The organism is Paenirhizobium daejeonense, assembly GCF_014280875.1.
Lineage (GTDB): Bacteria > Pseudomonadota > Alphaproteobacteria > Rhizobiales > Rhizobiaceae > Allorhizobium > Allorhizobium daejeonense.
On sequence record NZ_JACLAL010000006.1, the window covers coordinates 60,451 to 84,272 of the forward strand.

Sequence of the window (23,822 nt, forward strand, 5' to 3'; positions counted from 1 at the left end):
AGGTTCGCCTTAACGTACCTTCAGGCGCAGAGCAACGATAGCCGCAGCCGTTTCCTCAATCGAGCGGCGGGTCACATCGATGATCGGCCAGTTATTACGCGAACAGAGGCTTCGGGCATATTTCAGTTCCTCGGCAATGGAAGCCCTGTCGGTATAGTCACTGGCATTAAAGCCGGGCGTGATGCCAAGTTCACGATTTCCTCGGACCTGAGAAATCCGGTCCGACGTGGCGATCAACCCGACGATCAACGGCCTGTTCGCTCGATACAAACTGTCCGGCAAAGGTACTCCACAAACGATCGGAATATTTGCCGTCTTGATGCCGCGGTTGGCGAGGTAGATGCTGGTCGGCGTCTTGGAGGTGCGACTGATCCCGATAATGACCACATCGGCATCCTCATATCCATCCGGTGCCTGTCCGTCATCGTGATCCATCGTATAGTTCAGCGCCTCGATGCGAGCGAAATATTCCGCATTAAGAGCATGCTGGGCCCCCACCCTTCCGCGCGACGAAGCGCCGAGATAGGACTGGAACTTGTCGATCACCGGTTCCAGAACATTGACGCTTGGCACGCCCATATCGCGGCAGCCTGCCTCGAGCAAATTGGCGAGCTCGCGATCGACAATCGTGTAGAGCACAATGCCCGGTTCCTGATCGATCGCTTCCAGCACAGGGAGTAACTGCCGCTTACTGCGGATCAGCGGATAGACATGCTCGATGGCGCTGTAGGAATTGAACTGGGCCGCCGCCGCCCTGCCCGTCGAAATCAGAGTCTCACCGGTCGAGTCAGAAATCAGGTGCAGATGGAAGAAGCTTTTTCGGTTCTCCACGTTGTTCTCAGCCGCCTGTTGATAATTCGGGAGTAAGAGAGGTAGCGATCAGCACCCCGGCGAGGCAAGGGGAAAAATGCCGATTTATCCACAAACGACACCGGACAGGATAGCTGAAAGGCGGGTCTGTGGATTGTGGTAAGACGCCGCAGTTTTGCCAAATGACTCACAGCTTATCCACAAGCCATTTCTTTCCGACATATCACCTATCGTTTTGAATCTAAATCGTTTATCGCAATGATCAGCGTTTACTGCCAAACATAGCGGATTCCATTCGGCGAAAAGGATCATTTGCCAAGGACGCCGGGAAACCTGTGTGCCGGGATTAATCCTTGATAGTCAGAGACTCTTAGAAATAGAAGAAGATTCATATATCATTTCTTTTTTGAAAGGGCTGACCCTTGAGCGCCAGCGACCGCAAGATCCTCGATGTCCTAAATGGGAAGACTGTCTCTCCGCCACCGGTATGGCTGATGCGGCAAGCAGGCCGATATCTTCCGGAATATCGGGAGACTCGGGCAAAGGCCGGCAGCTTCCTCGATCTCTGTTATACGCCGGAGCTTGCGGTGGAAGTGACCCTGCAGCCGATCCGGCGTTACGGTTTTGATGCAGCGATCCTCTTCTCCGACATCCTCGTGATACCCGACGCATTGAACCGCAATGTTCGCTTTACCGAGGGGCACGGACCGCAGATGGATCCGATCGATGTCGATGGCATCAATGCTCTCGAAGCTGGTGATCCACTTATCCATCTCGCTCCCGTTCTGCAGACCGTCAGACGTCTGAGAGCGGAGCTGCCCCATGAGACTGCCTTGCTTGGCTTCTGCGGTGCGCCGTGGACGGTTGCGACCTACATGATCGCCGGACACGGCACACCCGATCAGGCCCCTGCCCGGCTCTTCGCCTATCGACACCCGAAGGCTTTCGAAAAGCTGCTCGATCTGCTCGCCGATATTTCGGCCTCCTATCTGGTGGCTCAGATCGATGCCGGTGCCGATGCCGTGCAGATTTTCGATTCCTGGGCCGGTGTTCTGGGTGAAGACGAGTTCGAACGTTTCTGTGTTCGTCCCGTCGCTCGAATGATCCAGTCGGTGCGTTCTCAGCGGCCGGGCGCGAAGATCATTGCCTTCGCCAAGGGTGCCGGTCTTCTTCTCAAGGATTATCGCCGCAAGACGGGAGCCGATGCGATCGGGCTCGACTGGACCATTCCGCTCTCCTTCGCCGTTGAATTGCAGAAGGAAGGCGCGGTTCAGGGCAATCTCGATCCAATGCGGGTGGTTGCCGGTGGCTCGGCGATGGAGGAGGGCATCGACGCCATCCTCCAGGCGCTTGGCAATGGTCCGCTGATCTTCAATCTCGGCCATGGCATCACGCCGCAAGCTGCTCCGGAAAATGTGACCCGGCTGGTCGATCGGGTGCGTGGGAAGCGATGAGCGAGAAAGAGCAGCAGACCGGAAGAAGTGCCGGACGCAGGGCAGCCTTTCGGGCGGCTACGGCGATTGTCTTCTTCGGGACCATTGCACTCGCCATCATGGTCTTTGGCGCTGACGAAGCCTATCTCTGGATCAAGGCCCTTCATATTATCGCCGTGATTTCCTGGATGGCGGGGCTGCTCTACATGCCGCGGCTGTTTATTTATCACGGCGACAGCGAACCGGGTTCGGCACAAGCCGAGACTTTCGCTATCATGGAACAGAGGCTTTTGAAGGTTATCATGAACCCCGCCATGATGGTGGCGTGGATCCTTGGGCTTTATCTCGCCTGGTCTGTCTATGGTTTTCACGGCGGCTGGCTGCATGCGAAACTTGCAGCTGTTGTCGCGTTGACCGGCGTGCATTTGTTTCTCTCACGCGCGGTTGCGTCATTTGCCAAGGGCTACTATGTCAGAAATGCTCGTTTCTGGCGTCTGATGAATGAGGTTCCGACCTTGCTGATGATCGCCATCGTCATCCTCGTGGTCGTTAAGCCGTTTTGATCCCGCCTGCGGCATTCTCGCATTATTTTGGGTCATTTCCGCTTTTCGCTTGCGGGTAAAAGGCTGAATCGCTATTTTCCGCCAATCCTATCTTCTGGCTTGCGTAACATTCTGTCATTTGCGGCCTCACTCGCGATCGTACCGAATTCCACCGGCTCGCCTTCCCCGACAAAAATAATCAAAGACGTGGTCCCTCTTCATGGCTGAAATGAAGCTACAAGAACTCAAAAGCAAATCACCGACCGATCTCCTGACCTTCGCGGAATCGCTTGAGGTCGAGAACGCCAGCACCATGCGCAAGCAGGAGCTGATGTTTGCTATCTTGAAAATGCTCGCCAGCCAGGACATCGAGATTATCGGAGAAGGCGTGGTCGAGGTGCTGCAGGACGGTTTCGGCTTCCTGCGTTCGGCCAATGCCAACTATCTCCCGGGTCCTGACGATATCTACATTTCTCCCTCGCAGATCCGCCGCTTTTCGCTGAAGACCGGCGACACGGTCGAAGGTCCGATCCGCGGCCCGAAGGAAGGCGAACGCTACTTCGCGCTCCTAAAGGTCAACACGATCAATTTCGAGGATCCGGAGAAGATCCGTCACAAGGTTCATTTCGACAATCTGACGCCGCTCTACCCGAACGAGCGTTTCAAGATGGAACTGGATGTTCCGACATCAAAGGATCTCTCGGCTCGCGTCATCGATCTGGTTGCTCCGTTGGGCAAGGGGCAGCGTGGCCTGATCGTTGCCCCGCCGCGTACCGGTAAGACCGTTCTGCTGCAGAATATCGCTCATTCGATCACGGCCAATCATCCGGAGTGTTACCTGATCGTTCTGCTGATCGACGAACGTCCGGAAGAAGTGACCGACATGCAGCGATCCGTCCGCGGCGAAGTCGTCTCCTCGACTTTCGACGAGCCGGCCGTTCGCCACGTCCAGGTTGCCGAAATGGTCATCGAGAAGGCCAAGCGTCTCGTGGAACACGGCCGCGACGTGGTCATTCTTCTCGACTCGATCACGCGTCTCGGCCGAGCCTACAACACGGTTGTTCCTTCCTCAGGCAAGGTTCTGACCGGCGGTGTGGATGCAAACGCGCTTCAGCGTCCGAAGCGTTTCTTCGGTGCCGCCCGTAACATTGAGGAAGGCGGCTCGCTGACGATTATCGCGACGGCTCTAATCGATACCGGTAGCCGCATGGACGAAGTCATCTTCGAAGAGTTCAAGGGTACCGGCAACTCGGAAATTGTTCTGGATCGCAAGGTGGCCGACAAGCGCATCTTCCCGGCTATGGATATCCTCAAGTCCGGTACGCGTAAGGAAGACCTCCTTGTTCCGCGTCAGGATCTACAGAAGATCTTCGTACTTCGCCGTATTCTGGCGCCGATGGGCACGACCGATGCGATCGAATTCCTCATCGACAAGCTGAAGCAGACGAAGAACAACGGTGATTTCTTCGATTCGATGAACACCTGATATTGCAGGAAGGTGTGGGGAGATCTCGTGTCTTCTCGTATGCCAATCGCTGTTCCCCGAAACGATTCGCTTCCGTTCCGGCTTGAGGATAGGGATTATTGTGCATGAGTTCCCCTGAGCGAGAGACCATTATTGCCCTTTCATCGGGCGCTCTGCCCTCTGGAGTAGCGGTCATTCGCCTGAGCGGTCCGCAATCCGCGGTGATTTGCGAAGCAATGGCAGGGACTTTGCCACCTCCCCGCATGGCAGCGCTGCGACCGATTCGAGACCGTAACGGTCTTTTACTCGATCGCGGACTTGTTCTTTTTTTTCCTGGTCCTAACTCCTTTACCGGCGAGGATTGTCTCGAGTTCCATCTGCACGGTGGTAGGGCGGTTGTCGAGAGCGCCTTGAACGCAGCGACGGAATTCGAAAATTGCCGCCTTGCGGAGGCCGGTGAGTTTTCTCGTAGGGCGTTCGAAAACGGCAAGCTGGATCTGGTCGAGACCGAAGGCCTGGCGGATCTTCTGGCTGCAGAGACCGAGATGCAGCGGCGCCTGGCGCTTGAGCAGAGTTCTGGGCACCTCTCGGCGATCTACCAGAAGTGGCGCGAGCAATTACTGGGCGCTCGTGCTCTCATAGAGGCTGAGCTGGATTTCTCAGACGAGGGGGACATCCCTGGCAGCGTTTCCGATCGCATCTGGTCGGAGATGGCGTCGTTGGCACGGGATATCGAGCAGGTGCTTGGCAATCTCAAAGCGGGTGAGATCATACGTGATGGCTTTACCGTTGTGATTGCGGGACCCCCCAATGCCGGCAAGTCGAGTTTGCTGAACGCACTTGCCAACCGGGAGGTGGCTATTGTCACCGAATATGCCGGCACCACGCGGGATGTCCTGCATTGTGAGCTGGATATCGGCGGCTATGCCGTGCATCTCTATGATACGGCAGGCGTACGGGAGACATCAGAGCCAGTGGAGCGTGAGGGAATTCGCCGCGCCTACCGTAAGATGGAGGAGGCGGATCTCGTTCTGTCCCTGAGCGACTATGCGAGTTCGGCGAAGCAGGAACTCGATATTCCCAATGGCATCCCAGTGATTGACGTTGTGACCAAGATCGACCTTTATACCGATTCGCTTCCGCAACAATCCACTGCAATGCTGATCTCTTCGCAGAGCGGTCAGGGTCTCGATAACCTGCGTTCCGCGATATTGGCCGAATTGAAGGATCGTACCAACACGGTTTCTCTTGCCATTCCGAGCCGATTGAGGCATGCACAGCACCTGCACGACGCAGCCGAGCATATTTGGCGCGCGGTTCGGGCGGAGACCGATGGCTTGGAGATTCGGGCTGAGTTTCTCCGCAGGGCTGCCGACACAATTGGGCGCGTGACTGGCAAGGTCGACGTCGAAATGTTGCTGGGCAAGATCTTTTCAGAATTCTGCGTCGGCAAGTGATTCACGTGAAACAAGGGCAGTTCTGTGCCCGCGGCCTCATTGCGGGAGGCATGGAGCAATGCCATGAGCGTTTCAAGTTATGATGTGATCGTCATAGGTGGCGGTCATGCCGGCGCGGAAGCTGCTTCTGCAGCAGCCCGCATGGGTGCAAGAACTGCACTCGTCACACAGAAGCTCGAAACCATCGGCGCTATGTCCTGCAATCCCGCGATCGGGGGATTGGGTAAGGGACACCTTGTCCGCGAGGTGGATGCGCTTGATGGCATCATGGGCCGTTGCGCTGATCTAGGCGGCATTCAGTTTCGTATGCTTAATCGCAAGAAGGGCCCTGCTGTCTGGGGTCCGCGCACCCAGGCCGATAGAAAGCTTTATAGGCAAGCGGTGCAGAATGCGCTTCGCGATACACCGAACCTTGATCTTATTGAAGGCAACGTAATCTCTTTTATTCGAAACGATTCCGAAATAAAAGGAATTGGTTTGTCGGATGGCCGAGAGCTTTCAGCGCGTTCAGTTGTTCTCACCTCCGGTACCTTCCTCCGAGGACTCATTCATATCGGAGATCGCAAAATACCGGCTGGCCGCATCGGCGAGCCCCCTTCCACCGGTCTCAGCGAAGATCTGTCTGCTTTTGGCCTCAAGCTCGGGCGCCTCAAGACAGGTACGCCGGCGCGCCTGGATGGAAAGACGATCGATTGGGAATCTCTTGATCGTCAGGAAGCCGATTCGGATCCGATACCTTTCTCCTTCATGACGGATCGTATTGTGAATCCGCAAATCGCCTGCGGCATTACCCGCACGACGGATGCGACGCATAGGCTCATCCGAGACAATATTCATCGTTCCGCCATGTATTCCGGCCAGATCGAGGGCGTCGGTCCGCGGTATTGCCCCTCTATCGAAGATAAGATCACCCGCTTCGGGGACCGTGACGGCCATCAGATCTTTCTGGAACCGGAGGGTCTCGATGATGATACCGTCTATCCGAATGGTATCTCAACCTCCCTCCCCGAGGAGGTTCAGGATGCTTTCATTCATTCCATTCCCGGTCTGGAGAATGTCCGAATCCTGCAATGCGGCTATGCGATCGAATATGACCATGTGGATCCGCGGGAACTTGAACCGACGTTGCAGGTACGCAAGGTACCGGGGCTTTTCCTTGCTGGTCAGATCAATGGCACGACTGGTTATGAGGAAGCCGCGGCTCAGGGGTGCGTAGCGGGTCTGAACGCTGCTTTAGTTGCCGGCGGCGGTGAGGGTTTTGTTTTCAGTCGTACCGATTCCTATATCGGGGTGATGATCGATGATTTGACTTCGAGGGGAATTCTCGAACCCTATCGTATGTTCACATCGCGCGCTGAGTATCGCCTAACCTTGCGGGCGGATAATGCCGATATGCGGCTAACCCCGCGGGGTATCGATCTTGGCTGCGTTTCGCGCGAACGGCGTGAGCGATTTGAAGGCTATCGAGCAGAACGGGAGAGTCTTCTCTCCCGTCTGGATAAGCTTGTGGCAACGCCGAAAGAAGCGCAGTTACAGGGTGTGATAGTGAATCAAGATGGGCGGCGTCGTTCTGCCCGAGAGCTGCTTTCCTATCCGGATATAGGCTGGGCGGATATCTGCCGCATTTGGCCCGAACTCTCGGAAGTATCGTCGAAGATTTCGGAAGCTGTCTCGATCGATGCGCTCTATTCGGCCTATATCGATCGCCAGGCTCATGATATCGCGGGGATGCGGAGCGAAGAGGAACGGCTTATCCCTCGCGACTTCGACTTCCATGCGCTTTCCGGACTTTCGAACGAACTGAAGCAGAAGCTGACGGCGGCTCAGCCCTGGAGTATCGCCCAAGCGGCGCGAATCGATGGGATGACACCGGCGGCCATTGCCCTGCTCGTCGGTTACATCAAGAAGAATGAGCGGTTGCGGGAAGCAAGCTAAAGCATGGCTAATGACATTTTAAAGAGTGCGTTGAAGCTGAACGTTTCACGTGAAACCTTTGAGAAGCTGGAGCACTTTGCCTCTCTCTTCCACAAATGGTCTGCCTCCATCAATCTTGTGGCTCCCTCGACGCGGGATGATCTTTGGCGGCGGCATATCGTTGATAGTGCTCAAATCTTCAAGATTGCTCCGGGACCGAAACATTGGATCGACCTTGGTAGCGGTGGCGGCTTTCCCGGTGTTGTGACCGCCATACTGCTTTCGGAACGCGGCGAAGGCTGGGTCGATCTGGTGGAAAGCAACCATAAAAAAGCAAGCTTTCTTCGTCTTGCCCTATCTGAAACAGGCGCACGTGGCGCCGTTCATACTGTGCGTATTGAAGATGCACCCATCAAAATAGAGTCTGCGGATGCGATATCGGCGCGAGCGCTTGCAGACCTGGATCGTTTGTTTGGTTATGCTGAGCCGTGGGCGGATCGCAACCCTGAACTCGTCTGTGTTCTGCATAAAGGACGGGATTATCAATCGGAAATCGAGAAAGCGCGTGGTCGCTGGGGCTTTGATCTGGTAATACATCAGAGCGCGGTGGAAGCGGACTCTGTTGTCTTGGAGATCGCTCATTTGAGGCGCACGGCTCAATAACACAGCGGGTGCGGCATGGCTGTCGAAATCAACCGTATCATTACGATTGCAAATCAAAAGGGTGGTGTCGGCAAGACGACCACCGCGATCAATCTCGCGACGGCGCTTGCCGCGATCGGCGAGCGGGTACTCATTGTGGACTTGGATCCTCAAGGGAATGCCAGCACCGGTCTTGGCATCGATCGGCGTGATCGCCGACTGTCGTCCTATGATGTTCTGATTGGGACGCATTCGGTCGGAGAGTCCGCAGTTGATACCGCGGTGCCGAATCTCTCGATCGTACCATCCACCATGGATCTTCTCGGGTTCGAGATGGAAATCTCCCAGCATGCGGATCGCGTCTTTCGCCTCAAAAAGGCCCTGACAAGCGATTCCGCGCAGCGCTACAGTTATATTCTGCTGGACTGCCCGCCTTCGTTTAATCTTCTAACCATGAATGCCATGGCTGCTGCGCATTCGGTTCTGGTGCCTTTGCAATGTGAATTTTTCGCTCTTGAGGGGCTCAGTCAGTTGCTGGAAACCATCAATCAGGTTCGCCAGACGGTGAATCCCACCCTTGATATTCAGGGCATCGTACTGACGATGTTTGACGCGCGAAACAATCTGGCGCAGCAGGTGGTCAGTGATGTGCGGGAACATCTCGGCGAAAAAGTCTATACGACGCTGATTCCCCGCAATGTCCGAGTTTCCGAGGCACCCTCTTATGGCAAACCGGCGATCCTTTATGATCTTAAATGTGCTGGAAGCCAGGCCTATCTGCAGCTTGCCTCGGAAGTTATCCAGCGCGAGCGTCAGCGTAAGGCGGCGTAACCTGCGCGTTTGTTATGAGGTATAAAATATGAGTGACGATGTATCGAAGCGGCGACTCGGTCGCGGCCTTGCTGCCCTAATCGGGGAGATGGATCAACCTGTTCCGGTTGGCGAGCCTCGGTCGAGCGTCAATCCAGACCGTACGGTTCCGATCGAATTCGTCACCCGTAATCCCAAGAACCCGCGCCGCTATTTTGATGAATCTGAACTTCAGGATCTTGCCGGCTCGATTCGCCAGCATGGTATCGTCCAACCTGTCGTGGTGCGTACGCGTAGTGCCGATCGCTTCGAAATCATAGCCGGCGAAAGACGTTGGCGGGCAGCCCAGCTTGCCGGTCTCGTGGAAATTCCGGTCATCGTGCGCGATGTTGACGATCGTACGGCTCTGGAACTTGCTATTGTCGAAAACGTTCAGCGCGCGGATCTCAACCCTTTGGAAGAGGCGCTTGGTTACGAGCAACTCATCGCGGAGCATGGTTATACGCAGAATGACCTCGGGGAAATCATCGGGAAGAGCCGAAGCCACGTCGCCAACAGCCTCCGCCTGCTGAAGCTGCCCGATCCCGTTCGCGATATGCTGGCTGACGGAAGCCTCTCGGCCGGCCACGCCCGCGCCCTCGTCTCTACACCGGATCCGGTGTCGCTTGCTCGGACCATCACCTCCAAGGGTATGTCCGTCCGCGATGCGGAGAAGCTTGCCCAGACCCATATCAAGGCGCAGAACGCACCGCCCCAGCCTGATCTCAGGCCTGAGAAGGACTCTGATACCGTTGCACTGGAACGTAGCCTCTCTGATCGGCTGGGACTCTCCGTTTCCATCAGTCACAAGGGAAATGGCGGGCAGATCCGTATCAGTTACAAGACCCTCGATCAGCTCGAAGAGGTCTGCCGCCTGCTTGAGGGTCGCTGAGTGTTGGTTTCGTCAGACTTCTTCGTTGATGCTACACGCTGCGTTCAAGCGCGGCGGTTGCGTCGCGCCGATTGGAGTGTTGTAGACAGTAAGGTCTGAAGAGCCAGATTGTCCTCCAGAAGAGGCTTCTGGCGACTTTGCAGAATAGCGGACTGGATGCGGCCCGCCTCGCGGGCCAAGTCAACCGAAGTCCAGTTTCTTAGGGCCTTTTCGACTACAGGCTTGCGTTTGAAGTGAATTCCCCTGCCGAGGGTCTGCATCACCTGGGCCGGTTGCTGGCGCTTTTCCTCGATTTCGCACCGCATTAATTCCAGTTGCTGAAATTGTTTCAGGCATGACTGAAGCACAAGGAATACAGGCGTCTTTGACGTTACGACTTTTTGTATTGCGTGAAGAAAACCATCGGAATCACCATTCAGGACGGTATCTACAACCTCATCTGTCGAAATCGCGCTCGCGTCCCCAATGATGTCAGCCACTTGTTGCTCATCGATGACGCTATCATTCAGACAGTAGAGCAGCAGCTTGCGGATCTCGTTTCGCGAGGCGATGCGGTCGCCTCCGAGTGATTCCACCAGAAGTTCCCGCGCTGCCGGAGTGATTCGAAGGTTGGCTGTGGAAAGTTCAGTGTCAATCAGCGCGTTGAGAGCCCTGGCATCGTCCTGGTAACAGGCAATGGTGGCTATCGCTCGTGACCCCTCGGCGACTTTGCGCAAGGCCGACCCCTTCTTCAGGTCTCCACCTTCCACGATAACATAACTGCTTTCCGGCGGTGTTTCCGACAATATCTGAAACCCATCGACAAGCGCCTTTTCGTTTTGCGCTCCTCGGATCCAGATCAGCTTCTCTCCGCCGAATAGGCCAAAGGAGTTGACCTCGTCCATGAGACGTCCGGGATCGCCCTGCAGGTCGGAGACATCAAGACGGATTAGGGCGAAACTGTCGGATAGATCGACGCCAGTGGCCTTTGCAAGCTGCCCCGCTCGTTCGGCAACGAGGCCACGGTCAGGCCCATAGGCCAGAAAGAGACGGTAGTGGTGAGCCGACTTCTGCAGGAATCCTTCAAACTCGTGTGACTTTATCTCTACCATCGCCCTTCAGCTCAGCGACCGAGGGTCGCAGCCAGATCGGCTCTGATCAGCTCAGCAAGTTGATGAGCGGCGCGATCCTCTCCGTTGAGAATGGCGCGGCGTTTGGCGAATTCTTGCTCGGGGAAATCGACAAGGGCAACGGTCTGCCGTCGGGCTGTACGCAGTGTTACGTCGTCGGAAATACGCTTCAGCGTGTAGGAAGCCGTCACAATAACGCGACCCACGTTCGGGTTGTCGGTATTCCTCTGCAATTCCACGCCCGACACCGACGAGGTGACGTTCAACTGCACCCTGTACTGGGGAGTCTTCGCCTCGCCTGCTCCGCCGCTCGAGAGGAAGATCAGGCGATTGCGAACCTCCAATCCGACGCGGCTGCCTACGTCGGAATAGGCGATTGCAGCCAGATTCTCGCTCGTTCCCGAAGCCTCGTCATAGAGTGGGCGAACCTGGCAACCGGCGAGAAGAGCAGCAAGACCAAGGCCAAGCAGAATGCTGGCCTGGCGTCGCGGCAGGCGTACGGAATCAGACGACAATGTTCACAATCCTTAGCGGTACGACAATGACCTTTTTCGGCGGCTGTCCATTGAGGGCTGCCTTTACGGCATCCAGTGCGAGAACCGCAGCTTGCACGGCATTCTGATCCGCGTCGCGTGCAATTGTCAATTCGGCGCGCTTCTTACCATTGATCTGAACCGGTAGGACGACGTCATTCTCGACGACGAGGTCCGGGTCGAAAGTCGGCCAGGCCGCGTTAGCGACGAGGCCTTCGCCGCCAATGGCCTGCCAGCATTCTTCCGCCAGGTGCGGGGTCATCGGAGCGACCAGTTGGACGAGGATACCGGCAGCATCGCGAACCGCGGCGACGTAGGCCGCGTCGGCCTTGCCGGCGGCGACTGTCGTCAGCGGGGTCGCAAGCGCGTTCACCAGTTCATAGATGCGGGCGATCGCCTTGTTGAACGACAGCTTGTCGAGATCGCCCTGCACCGCCCTCAGCGTACGATGCGTGATCTGGGAAATCGCCAGAGCCTCACCTTCCTTAGCCGGAGTCGGTTGTGTCTTGGAAAGGACATCGGCAGCTTCGGAGATCAGGCGCCATACGCGCTGAACGAAACGATGGGCGCCTTCGACCCCGGCTTCGGACCAGATGACGTCGCGGTCTGGCGGAGAGTCGGAGAGAACGAAGAAGCGGGCGGTGTCGGCGCCGTAGGACGCGATGATGTCATCGGGATCCACGACGTTCTTCTTCGACTTCGACATCTTCTCGATGGAGCCGATGGTGACTTCCTCACCGCTGGTCAGAAGAGTCGCGCGGCGGCCGCCTTCGATTTCCTCGATGCGGATATCGGCCGGAGCCACCCACTGGCCGCTGTTACCGGTTCCAAGACGATAGGTTTCATGGACCACCATGCCCTGCGTAAAGAGGCCTTTGAAGGGTTCCTTGACGCTGACATGGCCCGTTTCACGCATGGCGCGGGTGAAGAAGCGGGAATAGAGCAGATGCAGGATCGCGTGCTCGATGCCGCCGATATACTGATCGACCGGCAGCCAGTGGTCGGCGATGGCCGGCACCGTCGGCAGATCCTCGCGCGGGGCAGTGAAGCGGGCAAAATACCAGCTCGAATCGACGAATGTATCCATCGTGTCGGTTTCACGACGTGCATCCTTGCCGCATTCGGGGCAGGCCACATGACGCCAGGTCGCATGGCGATCCAGCGGGTTGCCGGGAACGTCGAATGTCACGTCGTCGGGCAACTTGACCGGCAGGTCCTTCTTCGGGACGGGGACGACGCCGCAGGCTTCGCAATGAATGACCGGGATCGGGCAACCCCAGTAGCGCTGACGCGAAATGCCCCAGTCGCGCAGGCGGAAATTGACCTTGCGCTCGCCTTGCGGTGCGTTGCCCAGCAAGGTGTCCGACAGGCGGCCCGCGACCGTTTCGAAGGCTTCCATCGTCGACATGCCGTCGAGGAAGCGGGAATTGATCATGACGCCGTCGCCGTCATAGGCAGTGTCGCCGATGGTGAATGTTGCTGCATCGCCATCGGCAGGCATGACGACGGGCACGATCGGAAGATGATACTTACGGGCGAAATCGAGGTCGCGCTGGTCACCGGACGGGCAACCGAAGATTGCGCCGGTGCCATAATCCATCAGCACGAAGTTGGCGATGTAGACGGGCAGTTCCCAGGAAGCATCGAAGGGATGGCGAACCTTGACGCCGGTGTCCATGCCCTTTTTCTCAGCGGTTTCCAGGGCAGCAAGTGACGTCCCGGCGCGGCGGCATTCGTCGCAGAATGCGGCGACTTCCGCGTTGTTCTCGGAAATCGCCTTTGCCAGCGGATGATCCGCGGCAATCGCCAGGAACGAGGCGCCGAACAGCGTGTCCGGACGGGTGGTGTAAACGGTGACTTCCGAATGGCCCGCAGGCGCGCCGGAGGCAATTTCCCAGCGCAGCGACAGGCCTTCCGAACGGCCGATCCAGTTCTTCTGCATCAGGCGAACTTTTTCAGGCCACTGGTCGAGCGTGTCGAGTGCGTCGAGCAGGTCCTGGCTGAAGTCGGTGATCTTGAAGAACCACTGAACGAGATCGCGCTGTTCCACCAGCGCGCCGGAGCGCCAGCCGCGACCATCGATGACCTGTTCGTTGGCGAGCACGGTCTGGTCGACCGGGTCCCAGTTCACCTTGGACTGCTTGCGGTAGACCAGCCCCTTTTCCATCATGTCGAGGAAAAGGTATTGCTGCCGATGATAATACTCGACATCGCAGGTGGCGAATTCGCGGGACCAGTCGAGCGACAGTCCCATCGACTTCAGCTGCCCGCGCATGGTGGCGATGTTCTGGTAGGTCCATTCCTTTGGGTGAACCTTGTTCTGCATGGCGGCGTTTTCTGCCGGCATGCCGAAAGCGTCCCAGCCCATCGGGTGCAGAACGCTGTAACCCCGGGCGCGCTTGTAGCGGGCGACCACGTCACCCATCGCATAGTTGCGGACATGGCCCATATGGATGCGCCCCGACGGATAGGGGAACATTTCGAGCACGTAATACTTCTCGCGCTTGTCGTTGTTGTCGGTGACGAAGACGCCTGCTTCGGACCATTTCGCCTGCCAACGGGGCTCGGCGTCGCGCGGATTGTAACGTTCGGTGGCCATTTATCGCATTTCCGGAGTAGTAAGAAAGGAAGGCGTGACCTTCACCACGAAACCGGCCAAGCGTCAAGTTTTTGAGCGCCCTAAACCGGCTTTGGAGACGACCGCGCAGGCAGGTTTGACGGGCGCATGCTTCGGGCTTGCATCGTTCCCTGCAGACAGGCGATTATGGCCGAAGCACAGCAGGAATCGAATGGACAGGAATATGACGGCAGTCGAAGGGTTGAACGAGGTCAGAGCGCGGCTTACGAAAGCAATTAAGGAAGCGGATCGTAAGCCGGATTCGGTAGCGTTGGTTGCTGTTTCCAAGACCTTCGACGCCGATGCAATCCGCCCGGCCATTGGTGCGGGCCAGCGGATATTTGGCGAGAATCGGGTTCAGGAAGCGCAGGGCAAATGGCCCGAGCTGAAGGCGGAGACCGCCGGCATCGAGCTTCATCTGATCGGCCCGCTGCAGTCGAACAAGGCGGCCGATGCGGTGGCGCTGTTTGATGTCATCGAAAGCGTGGACCGGGAAAAGATAGCGCGGGCGCTTGCCGATGAAATGAAACGGCAGGGCCGGAAGCTCGGCATCTATATTCAGGTCAATACAGGATTGGAGCCCCAGAAGGCCGGTATTGCACCTGATGATGTGGCTGCTTTCGTCGATCTGTGCCGGTCGGAACTGCAGCTCTCCGTGGAAGGCCTGATGTGCATTCCGCCGGCCGACGAAAATCCCGGCCCGCATTTCGCGCTGCTGGCGAAGCTTGCCTCGGAAAATGGTCTGTCGAAGCTTTCCATGGGCATGTCCGGCGATTTCGAGACGGCGATTGCCTTCGGCGCGACGAGCGTGCGTGTCGGATCGGCCATTTTCGGTACCCGCTGAGCGGGATATGGCCTCGTATCTTCGCCTTATGACCTAGGGCTTTGGTCTGACTTTCCTCCCTGGGGGCCGGTGCCTACTATCGCGCGCGACATCACGTCGGGCATTGCAGTGGGAGGAAGTCATGCAGAGCAACTATCTGGAAACCTATCAGTCGTGGATGGGGGAACCGGAGGCATTCTGGAAAGCCCAGGCGGACAGGCTCGACTGGTTCAAGCCGGCGGACAAGGTGTTCGACGGCGACGCCGGCCTTTATGGTCGCTGGTTTGCGGGTGCCGAAACCAATACCTGCCACAACTGTCTCGATCGCCACGTTGCCGCCGGACGCGGCGAGGACACCGCTGTGATCTACGACAGTCCGATGACCGGCGCGAAGAAGCGCTACAGCTTCGATGACGTGCTGGCCGAAGTGATGGCAATCGCCGCCGTCCTCAGGAACCACGGTGTTGCGAAGGGCGATCGGGTCATCATCTATATGCCGATGATCCCGGAAGCGGTGTTCTCAATGCTTGCATGTGCCCGCATCGGGGCCATTCATTCGGTGGTTTTTGGCGGCTTTGCCGCAAGCGAGCTGGCAACGCGCATCGATGATTGCGGCGCAAAGGTCGTGATCAGCGCGAGCTGTGGCCTGGAACCGGGTCGCATCATTCCCTATAAGCCGCTGCTCGATCATGCACTCGACATGGCCAAGGTAAAGCCGGAATATTGCTTCGTGCTGCAGCGTGACGAGTTGCATGCTCCGTTGCGTTACGAGCATGGCGACGTGGATTTTGCCAAGGCCGTCGAAGTCGAACGGATCAATGGCACGCCTGTCGCCTGTGAGCCGGTTGCGGCCACGGATCCCCTTTATATTCTGTATACCTCAGGCACGACCGGCCAGCCGAAAGGCGTGGTGCGCGACAATGGCGGTCACATGGTGGCGCTCGCCTGGACGATGGAAAACATCTACGGGGTCAAGCCCGGCGAAGTCTTCTGGGCGGCCTCCGATATCGGTTGGGTCGTCGGTCACTCCTATATCGTTTACGGACCGCTGCTTGCTGGCAATACGACGGTGATTTTCGAAGGCAAACCGGTTGGAACGCCTGATGCCGGAACCTTCTGGCGCGTGGTGGCCGAGCATGACGTCAAGGCTCTCTTCACCGCGCCGACCGCATTCCGCGCCATTCGCCGTGACGATCCGGATGGTGAGTTGATCCGTAAATACGACAGCTCCGGTCTCAGGGCGCTGTTCCTTGCCGGCGAGCGGGCTGATCCGGAAACCATCAAATGGGCAGAGAAGATGCTCAAAGTGCCGGTAATCGACCACTGGTGGCAGACGGAAACCGGCTGGGCGATTGCTGCAAATCCCGCGGGCCTCGGTCTCCTGCCGGTCAAATACGGCTCTCCCGCCGTACCGATGCCGGGCTACGGGGTTGAGGTGCTGGATGATGCCGGCCATCCAGTGCCGCGTGGCACGCTCGGCAATATCGTCGTGAAACTGCCGCTGCCGCCCGGTTGCCTTGTGACCTTCTGGAATGCCGACGAGCGTTTCCGCTCGTCCTGCCTCGAGGAGTTTCCCGGCTATTACAAGACGGCCGATGCCGGCATTGTCGATGAAGACGGCTATGTCTTCGTCATGGCGCGCACGGACGACATCATCAATTGCGCTGGCCATCGGCTGTCGACCGGTGCCATGGAGGAAGTCTGTGCCATGCATCCGGATGTCGCGGAATGCGCGGTCATCGGTATTGCCGATGAACTCAAGGGCCAGATCCCCTGCGGCTTTCTGGTGCTGAAGCGCGACGTGAACCGCGATTTCAGCGCGATCCAGCGTGAGATCGTGCAGCTCGTCCGTGACGAGATCGGGCCGGTTGCAGCATTCAAGACGGTGATGAAGGTCGAGCGCCTGCCGAAGACACGGTCAGGCAAGATCCTGCGTGGAACCATGCAGAAGATCGCAGACGGTCTGCCGTGGAAGATGCCCGCGACGATCGACGACCCGGTTATCCTCGACGAGATCACCGTCGTGCTGAAATCACACGGTCACGGCTAAGAACAGCTTATAGGTCTGCGTGATTGCCTCAGGCGTCTTCGGATCTGAAGCGGACATGAAAAAAGCCCCGGCGTCAGACGCCGGGGCTTTTCAATTAGCCGGATTTGATCGCTTCAGAAGCGGTCGTCGTCCTCGTCATCATTGCGGTCGGATTTCAGCGACTGAAGTTTGGAGAAGACGGCGTTGACGTCGATTTCCTTCTCTTCCTCGCGATCGTAGCTGAAGCCGAGGTTTTCGGTCTCGTTGGCTGCCTGCAGGGTCGCGCCGAGCTCGGCGGCGGTCGGCAGCGGACGGCCCTTCGATGCCTTTTCCACTTCGAGATCGAGGTCGATCTGGCTGCAGAGGCCGAGCGTTACCGGGTCCATCGGGGTCAGGTTCGCCGAGTTCCAGTGGGTGCGGTCGCGGATCTGCTCGATTGTGCTCTTGGTCGTGCCGACCAGACGCGAAATCTGGGCGTCCTTGAGTTCGGGATGGTTGCGAACGAGCCAGAGAATGGCGTTCGGGCGATCCTGGCGCTTGGAAACCGGCGTGTAACGCGGACCGCGGCGCTTGGAGTCGGGAACCCGTACCTTCGGCTCGGAAATCTTCAGCTTGTAGTTTACATCGGCTTCTGCACGGGCGATTTCGTCGCGCGAGAGCTGGCCGGTGGAGATCGGATCAAGCCCTTTGATGCCCTGCGCTGCTTCGCCGTCTGCAATGGCTTTGACCTCAAGCGGGTGAAGTTTGCAGAACTGCGCGATCTGATCGAATGACAGCGCGGTGTTGTCGACCAGCCATACGGCAGTGGCCTTCGGCATAAGCAAGGTCTGAGCCATGGATATAATCCTTCTTCGCGTCCGCGCCGGGTGTCGCGGGCCGTGGGTCTTAACCACAATTTCCGGGAAATCATCGGTCTTATACGCGGATTGTATCGTAATTGCAATTCTTGAAGGCCCGAATGACCTTTGTCTAATTGCTGGAGGCTTGCGAACTGCTATGAATGAGTCACATGGACCGGGTAGGAGTGGTCCGCGGCCGTCAGGAAACTGGTGCGTCAACGTGAGGAGGAATTCATGTCTGCCAAGATTTATCCGGTGCTCAAATCGGCGAAAACCCGCGCCTTGATCGACAAGGACAAATACCTGAAATGGTATGAGGAAAGCATCGAAAATCCCGAGAAGTTCTGGGACAAGCACGGCAAGCGCATCGACTGGTTCAAGCCGTATACCAAGATCAAGAACACCAATTTCAAGGGCAAGGTTTCCATCAAGTGGTTTGAAGACGGTCTGACGAACGTCTCCTACAACTGTATCGACCGTCACCTGAAGACCCACGGCGAGCGCACTGCGATCATCTGGGAAGGCGACAATCCCTATATCGACAAGAAGATCACCTATAACCAGCTTTACGATGCCGTCTGCCGCCTCGCCAACGTGCTGAAGGAGCAGGGCGTCAAGAAGGGTGATCGTGTCACCATCTACATGCCGATGATCCCCGAGGCGGCCTATGCCATGCTCGCCTGCGCCCGCATCGGCGCCATCCATTCCGTCGTCTTCGGAGGCTTCAGCCCCGAGGCGCTCGCCGGCCGTATCGTCGACTGTGAATCCACCTTCGTGATTACCTGCGACGAAGGCGTGCGCGGCGGTAAACCCGTGCCGCTCAAGGAAAATACCGATATCGCCATCGATATCGCCGCCAAGCAGTATGTCATCGTCAACAAGGTCATGGTCGTTCGCCGCACCGGCGGCAAGATCGGCTGGGCGCCAGGGCGCGACATCTGGTATCATCAGGAAGTCGCCAAGGCGAAACCGGATTGCCCGCCGGTCAAGATGAAGGCGGAAGATCCGCTGTTCATCCTCTATACCTCGGGTTCGACCGGCAAGCCCAAGGGCGTGCTGCACACCACGGGCGGCTATCTCGTCTACGCCTCGATGACCCATGAATACGTGTTCGACTACAAGGACGGCGAGATCTACTGGTGCACGGCCGATGTGGGCTGGGTGACGGGTCACTCCTATATCGTCTACGGACCGTTGGCGAACTGCGCCACGACGCTGATGTTCGAGGGCGTGCCGAACTTCCCGGATCAGGGTCGTTTCTGGGAAGTGATCGACAAGCACAAGGTCAATGTCTTCTACACCGCGCCGACCGCCATCCGCTCGTTGATGGGTGCTGGCGACGAGTTCGTGAAGCGTTCCTCGCGCTCGTCGCTCCGACTTCTCGGCTCTGTGGGCGAGCCGATCAACCCGGAAGCATGGGAATGGTATTACAACGTCGTTGGCGACCAGAAGTCACCGATCGTCGATACCTGGTGGCAGACAGAAACCGGCGGTATCCTCATCTCGCCGCTGCCAGGCGCCACGGATCTGAAGCCGGGTTCGGCCACCCTGCCCTTCTTCGGCGTCAAGCCGGAACTGGTTGACAATGAAGGCAAGGTGCTGGAAGGCGCCACCGACGGCAATCTCTGCATTACCGACAGCTGGCCCGGTCAGGCGCGCAGCATCTACGGCGACCACAACCGTTTTGCCCAGACATACTTTTCCACCTACAAGGGCAAGTATTTCACCGGTGACGGCTGCCGGCGCGACGAGGACGGCTATTACTGGATCACCGGGCGCGTCGATGACGTCCTGAATGTCTCGGGTCACCGTCTCGGCACGGCGGAAGTCGAATCGGCGCTGGTTTCGCATCATCTGGTGTCGGAAGCTGCCGTCGTCGGCTATCCGCATCCGATCAAGGGACAGGGCATCTATTGCTATGTCACCCTTATGGCCGATCACGATGGCGACGAGGCGCTGCGCCAGGCGTTGATCAAGCATGTCCGCTCGGAAATCGGGCCGATTGCCACGCCGGACAAGATCCAGTTCGCTCCGGGCCTGCCCAAGACCCGTTCCGGCAAGATCATGCGCCGCATCCTGCGCAAGATCGCCGAAGACGATTTCAGCGCTCTCGGCGATACCTCGACGCTTGCCGATCCGGCTGTGGTCGATGATCTGATCGAGAACCGCCAGAACCGCAGCGCGTGAGATTTCACGGCAGTCTGAAAAACAGGGGCCCCTTTCGAGGGGCCTTTTTCATACGGCTCAACAGCCGATGGCGTTGCGGATCTCCTCAACCTGTTCCAGCGTGTAGCAAATATTTTCGCAAGGAATTCCATCCTTGTCGGCATCGGCGCGGCGATATCCGTTGCACCAGAGTTCAACCGCTTCCTCGCAGCTTGCCACCTGCTTGCATGTCTGGGCGGCCGCGAGCATGATCGTGCCCTTGGAGTTCCTTGCCGAAGCTGCATCAGCAGCCTGGGCTGCCAGCAAAAAAGCCATCAGCGGCAATTCGATCGGAAACAGGTGCTTGAGCGACATCTTTATCTTCGGTCCCTTGCGGAGGGATAGAAGAGGATCGGGCGGGACCTGTCCAGCAATCGCTGACAGCTCAGGCGTGCAGGTTCCTGTTTCTCAAGGGCAGAAGGCGGTTTTCTTCCGCCCGCCCTGATATGGATCCACAAGACCCTCGTCCAGCAGGATGGAGGATGCGTCGCGGCCATCCTCCAGCTCGAGGCTCGCAACGACCCTGCCGAAATATTTGTCGCCGGAAATATTGGAGAGTGAAAGCGTGGCGGAGGAGGCGACGAGTTCCTCCAGAGCGGAATGCGCCCGTTCCGCCGCGTCGCGTGTCTCAGGGCAGCGAGACTTGAGCTCGGGCGCATCGATGCCGCGCAGCCGCACATAGGTCGTCACATGCTGGTTCGGCCACGGCGTCGCATCCACAAGAACGGTGTCTCCGTCGATCACCCGGATTGCCGAGGCTTCCACCGGGCCGCTGATGCGCTGGCCAGCCAAAACTTCCTCCGCCGGACCGGCGGCGATCAGGCTGGTAAGGACAAGGCAAGAAAGACAGAATCGACGGCTTCGCATGAGAGGAATATATTCCAATACGAAGCGGCCAACAATAGGTATTTATTCTGCGCTCGATGCGATCAGAAATCGATGGCGCGGCCGTTGATCTCCCAGTCGCCGAAACGGGCGGGGTCGGCACCGCCCCGGCCGCCGATTTCAGTCGGCGGCGCGGCCTGTTGCTCATTTCGCCGGCGTTCCTCGGCTTCTGCAAGCGCGCGCTTTGCCGCTTCGCTCAGAACCTTCACGGGTGCCTCGCTTTCGGTATTGACGGGATTGTTATCGTTATCGGCGTTGCTGCTCATGTCCGATTCGTCCGGCGATCATTGAAACTTGACCAAGTCCCTTTACATCTAGTGCAGTCTTGCGCACCAACCAAGGCTTGAATCCCCATTTGCGCCCAACGACGGAGGGAAACGATGAATTTCATGCGAACTGCCATGCTCCTGGCCTTCATGACGGCCTTGTTCATGGGTGTTGGCTACCTGATCGGCGGCCAGAGCGGCATGCTGATCGCGTTCGTCGTCGCTGCGGCCATGAACTTCTTTTCCTACTGGAACTCCGACCGTATGGTGCTTTCCAACTACCACGCCCAGGAAGTGGACGAGCGCAACGCGCCGGAATTCTATGCGACGATCCGGCAGTTGGCGCATAACGCCAATCTGCCGATGCCGAAAGTCTATATCTTCGATAGCGAGCAGCCGAACGCCTTTGCGACCGGGCGCAATCCCGAGAACGCGGCCGTTGCCGCCTCGACCGGACTTCTGCGTCGGCTTACCCCCCAGGAAGTTGCCGGCGTGATGGCGCATGAACTGGCGCATGTCGAAAACCGCGATACGTTGACGATGACGATCACGGCGACGCTTGCAGGTGCGATCTCCATGCTGTCCAATTTCGCCTTCCTGTTTGGCGGCAACCGGGACGACCGCAACAATCCCTTCGGCTTCATTGGGATCCTCGTCGCCATGATCGTTGCGCCGCTTGCCGCGATGCTGGTGCAGATGGCGATCAGCCGTACACGCGAGTATTCGGCGGACCGACGTGGAGCACAGATTTGCGGCAGCCCTCGTGCGCTTGCTTCCGCGCTGCAGAAGATCGCCGGCGATGCCGCCCATATCGAAAATGTCGATGCGGAGCGCAATCCAGCGACAGCGCATATGTTCATCATCAATCCGCTTTCCGGCCAGCGCATGGACAACCTGTTTTCCACTCATCCCGACACGGAAAATCGGATCGCGGCACTTATGCAGATGGAGGAGACCGGCTTTGGGGGATCGACGCGGCGGGCGCCCGCTGCTAATGCGACTCGCAAATCGCGCTCCGTTCCGAATGCAGGCTGGGGGCGCGGCGGCTCCGAACGCCCATCCGAACGCCCCCCAGAACGCCCTAAGGGACCATGGTCTTGAACGAACAGAAACGCGGCAAATCAGGCAAATTCTTCCACAAGGCGAAACCGCGCGGCGGATCGGCTGACGGCAAGGAAAAGGTGCCGGCCGCTCCGCCCAAGGCCGGGCTCGATGCCCGCATCGCCGCGGCCAAGATCCTGTCGGCCGTCGTTGACCGGAAGACGTCGCTTGACGGCATGCTCGACGCCGAACATGGCAATCCCGCGTTTCTGGTGCTGGGGGACGCCGACCGTGGCCTCGTGCGGGCAATCCTGCAGACGGCCCTGCGCTATCTGCCGCGGATCGAGGCGATCCTCGCTCAGCTGCTTGATTCGCCACTGCCGGAAGGCGCGCGTTCGCTGCATCATCTTCTGGTCGTCGGTGCCGTGCAGATGCTCTATCTCGACGTTCCCGACCATTCGGCCGTCGATCTCGCCGTCGAACAGGCCAATCGCGACCCGCGCAATCGCCGCTTTGCCAAGCTCGCCAACGCCATCCTGCGCCGCCTCGGTCGGGAAAAGGCCGAACTTCTGGAAAGCGTCGCCGGTGTCATCTGCATGCCTGGCTGGTTCTTCGACCGGCTGGTCGAGGCCTATGGTCGTGAAGCAGCGGATGCTATCGCCAGGGCGCAATTGCAGCCGGCGGCGATCGATATCACCGTGAAGGAAGATGCAGCCGGCTGGGCCGCGAAACTCGGCGGACAAGTGTTGCCGACGGGAAGCGTACGGCTCGATCCCTTCCGAGGGGCGATCACGACGCTTGAGGGTTTCGAGGAAGGCGCATGGTGGGTGCAGGATGCGGCAGCGGCCGTGCCCGCCCGTCTGATGGGGGATGTCCGGGGTAAGCGGGCGGTCGATCTCTGCGCGGCACCCGGCGGCAAGACCGCGCAGCTCGTCGCAGCGGGCGCTGACGTGACGGCGGTCGAGCAGTCGGAATCCCGGCTGAAGCGACTGAAGGGCAATCTCGAGCGGCTCGGCTTTTCGGCGAATTGCGTCCGGTGCAATCTTCTCGATTTCGCGAGCGAACAGCCTTTCGACGCCGTCCTCCTCGATGCGCCGTGTTCCTCGACGGGAACCACGAGACGTCATCCGGATGTCCTCTGGACCAAGGGCCCGGAGGACATCGTCAAGCTGGCAGGCGTTCAGGAAAAACTGTTGCGGCATGCGCTGACCCTTGTCGGGTCGGGTGGCCGGGTGGTCTTTTCAAACTGTTCGCTCGATCCTCTTGAAGGCGAAGAGCTGATCGATCGCGTTCTCGCCGACAATCCCGCCTTCAGCCGCGTCCCGATCGGTCCTTCGAACTGGCCGGGAATGGAAGCTGCCATCTCCCCGAAGGGAGATTTCCGCGCCACCCCCGCCGTTCTGGCGGATCTCGGTGGCATGGATGGTTTCTATGCTTGCGTTCTTGCTAAAATTTAACGGAAACTTCACTA

General features: G+C 58.3%; 21 protein-coding genes. 13 read left to right on the forward strand and 8 right to left on the reverse strand.

Annotated features, from left to right (window positions below; all coding sequences use genetic code 11):
- Positions 1-9: 9 nt before the first annotated feature.
- A complete protein-coding gene (locus H4I99_RS15535; RefSeq protein WP_163902410.1) occupies positions 10-831 on the reverse strand; it encodes a pyruvate, water dikinase regulatory protein in 822 nt (273 codons plus the stop codon).
- A gap of 401 nt (positions 832-1,232) precedes the next feature.
- On the opposite strand from H4I99_RS15535, the gene hemE reads away from it, so the two are divergent.
- From hemE to H4I99_RS15575, 8 genes are all read left to right on the forward strand, one after another.
- The gene (gene hemE / locus H4I99_RS15540) at positions 1,233-2,264 is read left to right on the forward strand and encodes a uroporphyrinogen decarboxylase (protein WP_163902408.1); all 1,032 of its coding nucleotides are present in this window, start codon (positions 1,233-1,235) and stop codon (positions 2,262-2,264) included.
- Positions 2,261-2,806 (forward strand): protoporphyrinogen oxidase HemJ, encoded by a 546-nt coding sequence (hemJ, locus tag H4I99_RS15545; RefSeq protein ID WP_163902406.1) that lies wholly within the window; start codon positions 2,261-2,263, stop codon positions 2,804-2,806. The genes hemE and hemJ overlap by 4 nt, the downstream gene beginning before the upstream one ends.
- Positions 2,807-3,005: 199 nt before the next feature.
- On the forward strand, positions 3,006-4,271 hold the full coding sequence (rho, locus tag H4I99_RS15550; protein ID WP_099059781.1) for a transcription termination factor Rho: 1,266 nt from the start codon (positions 3,006-3,008) through the stop codon (positions 4,269-4,271).
- A 104-nt stretch (positions 4,272-4,375) separates the two neighbouring features.
- Positions 4,376-5,707 carry a tRNA uridine-5-carboxymethylaminomethyl(34) synthesis GTPase MnmE gene (mnmE, locus tag H4I99_RS15555; RefSeq protein WP_163902405.1) on the forward strand — a complete coding sequence of 444 codons (1,332 nt, stop codon included), beginning with the start codon at positions 4,376-4,378 and terminating at the stop codon, positions 5,705-5,707.
- 63 nt (positions 5,708-5,770) lie between these two features.
- Positions 5,771-7,642: a tRNA uridine-5-carboxymethylaminomethyl(34) synthesis enzyme MnmG gene (gene mnmG, locus H4I99_RS15560; protein ID WP_163902403.1), complete on the forward strand. Its 1,872-nt coding sequence runs from the start codon at positions 5,771-5,773 to the stop codon at positions 7,640-7,642.
- 3 nt (positions 7,643-7,645) lie between these two features.
- Complete coding sequence (gene rsmG / locus H4I99_RS15565; protein ID WP_425314387.1) at positions 7,646-8,284, forward strand: 16S rRNA (guanine(527)-N(7))-methyltransferase RsmG; 639 nt, start codon at positions 7,646-7,648, stop codon at positions 8,282-8,284.
- Positions 8,285-8,299: 15 nt separating this feature from the next.
- Entirely contained in the window at positions 8,300-9,094 is a 795-nt protein-coding gene (locus H4I99_RS15570) for a ParA family protein (protein WP_163902400.1), read from the forward strand.
- Between the two features lie 28 nt (positions 9,095-9,122).
- Positions 9,123-10,004, forward strand: coding sequence for a ParB/RepB/Spo0J family partition protein (locus tag H4I99_RS15575; protein WP_163902398.1), 882 nt, complete (start codon positions 9,123-9,125; stop codon positions 10,002-10,004).
- Positions 10,005-10,048: 44 nt separating this feature from the next.
- Here the strand turns inward: H4I99_RS15575 and holA are convergent, their stop codons facing one another.
- The 3 genes from holA to leuS are packed head-to-tail and all read right to left on the reverse strand — an operon-like array spanning position 10,049 to position 14,245.
- Positions 10,049-11,095 (reverse strand): DNA polymerase III subunit delta, encoded by a 1,047-nt coding sequence (gene holA / locus H4I99_RS15580; protein ID WP_163902396.1) that lies wholly within the window; start codon positions 11,093-11,095, stop codon positions 10,049-10,051.
- An 11-nt stretch (positions 11,096-11,106) separates the two neighbouring features.
- Entirely contained in the window at positions 11,107-11,628 is a 522-nt protein-coding gene (locus H4I99_RS15585) for a hypothetical protein (protein ID WP_186663339.1), read from the reverse strand.
- Positions 11,618-14,245, reverse strand: a complete 2,628-nt coding sequence (gene leuS / locus H4I99_RS15590) for a leucine--tRNA ligase (RefSeq protein ID WP_163902394.1) — start codon at positions 14,243-14,245, stop codon at positions 11,618-11,620. The genes H4I99_RS15585 and leuS overlap by 11 nt, the downstream gene beginning before the upstream one ends.
- Before the next feature lie 202 nt (positions 14,246-14,447).
- On the opposite strand from leuS, the gene H4I99_RS15595 reads away from it, so the two are divergent.
- Together H4I99_RS15595 and H4I99_RS15600 are read left to right on the forward strand one after the other, a co-directional pair.
- Positions 14,448-15,107, forward strand: a complete 660-nt coding sequence (locus H4I99_RS15595; RefSeq protein ID WP_163902392.1) for a YggS family pyridoxal phosphate-dependent enzyme — start codon at positions 14,448-14,450, stop codon at positions 15,105-15,107.
- Between the two features lie 121 nt (positions 15,108-15,228).
- Positions 15,229-17,136, forward strand: coding sequence for a propionyl-CoA synthetase (locus H4I99_RS15600; protein WP_163902390.1), 1,908 nt, complete (start codon positions 15,229-15,231; stop codon positions 17,134-17,136).
- 113 nt (positions 17,137-17,249) lie between these two features.
- Here H4I99_RS15600 and H4I99_RS15605 read toward each other — a convergent pair whose 3' ends face one another.
- Positions 17,250-17,951 carry a DUF1013 domain-containing protein gene (locus H4I99_RS15605; protein ID WP_099059772.1) on the reverse strand — a complete coding sequence of 234 codons (702 nt, stop codon included), beginning with the start codon at positions 17,949-17,951 and terminating at the stop codon, positions 17,250-17,252.
- A 237-nt stretch (positions 17,952-18,188) separates the two neighbouring features.
- Here H4I99_RS15605 and acs point away from each other — a divergent pair, with 237 nt between their 5' ends.
- Positions 18,189-20,141, forward strand: a complete 1,953-nt coding sequence (acs, locus tag H4I99_RS15610; RefSeq protein WP_099059771.1) for an acetate--CoA ligase — start codon at positions 18,189-18,191, stop codon at positions 20,139-20,141.
- 57 nt (positions 20,142-20,198) lie between these two features.
- On the opposite strand, the gene H4I99_RS15615 is transcribed toward acs, so the two are convergent.
- The 3 genes from H4I99_RS15615 to H4I99_RS15625 form a co-directional block, all read right to left on the reverse strand.
- Positions 20,199-20,474: an excalibur calcium-binding domain-containing protein gene (locus H4I99_RS15615; RefSeq protein ID WP_244625119.1), complete on the reverse strand. Its 276-nt coding sequence runs from the start codon at positions 20,472-20,474 to the stop codon at positions 20,199-20,201.
- A gap of 93 nt (positions 20,475-20,567) precedes the next feature.
- Entirely contained in the window at positions 20,568-20,951 is a 384-nt protein-coding gene (locus H4I99_RS15620; protein WP_244625120.1) for a thermonuclease family protein, read from the reverse strand.
- Between the two features lie 137 nt (positions 20,952-21,088).
- Positions 21,089-21,310, reverse strand: a complete 222-nt coding sequence (locus tag H4I99_RS15625) for a DUF1674 domain-containing protein (RefSeq protein ID WP_163902386.1) — start codon at positions 21,308-21,310, stop codon at positions 21,089-21,091.
- Between the two features lie 114 nt (positions 21,311-21,424).
- Between H4I99_RS15625 and htpX the strand changes: the two genes are divergently transcribed.
- Entirely contained in the window at positions 21,425-22,411 is a 987-nt protein-coding gene (gene htpX, locus H4I99_RS15630) for a zinc metalloprotease HtpX (RefSeq protein WP_163902384.1), read from the forward strand.
- Entirely contained in the window at positions 22,402-23,808 is a 1,407-nt protein-coding gene (locus H4I99_RS15635) for an RsmB/NOP family class I SAM-dependent RNA methyltransferase (protein ID WP_163902383.1), read from the forward strand. The genes htpX and H4I99_RS15635 overlap by 10 nt, the downstream gene beginning before the upstream one ends.
- The last annotated feature ends 14 nt before the right edge of the window (positions 23,809-23,822 follow it).